At 36.7% G+C, this 433-nt stretch carries 1 protein-coding gene; it reads right to left on the bottom strand.

Features of this window, described 5'->3' with window-relative positions:
* Positions 1 to 3: 3 nt before the first annotated feature.
* A partial coding sequence (locus N483_RS25040; RefSeq protein WP_155735435.1) for an IS30 family transposase occupies positions 4 to 433 on the bottom strand: 430 nt, incomplete at its 5' end.

Below are 433 nucleotides of genomic sequence, written 5' to 3'. Positions count from 1 at the left end.
AATTCAAGTTCCAAGTGCACCACTCATATTTTCAAGTGAAAAGGCTTCTTTCGGCGTCTGATAATCTAAACTTTTTCTGGGCCGGCTATTAATTTTATGGACTACTTTTTGTAGTTCATTATCAGTTATAGTCGAGAAGTCAGTTTTTTTGGGGAAATAACGACGAATTAGACCATTTGTATTTTCATTTGTCCCTCGCTGCCATGAGCAATAAGGGTCGGCGAAGTAGATATCTATTTTTAGTCTATTCTCGATCTTGTTGAATAGTGAAAATTCTTTTCCATTATCTAGCGTAAGCGTTAGCCTTTTCGAGGGAGCTAAAGGCATAAACATTGACAGTGTTGCCTTATTAAAGGCCTCCGCTGTTTTACTTTCTATTTTTTGGGCCATTAAGTATTTTGTAGCTCTATCTACGTGAGTAACTATATATCCA

It is taken from the genome of Pseudoalteromonas luteoviolacea NCIMB 1944 (assembly GCF_001625565.1).
GTDB classification, from domain to species: Bacteria; Pseudomonadota; Gammaproteobacteria; order Enterobacterales; family Alteromonadaceae; genus Pseudoalteromonas; species Pseudoalteromonas luteoviolacea_F.
Note: the sequence above shows the minus strand (reverse complement) of the source record. Positions and strands in the feature narration are given on the sequence as shown.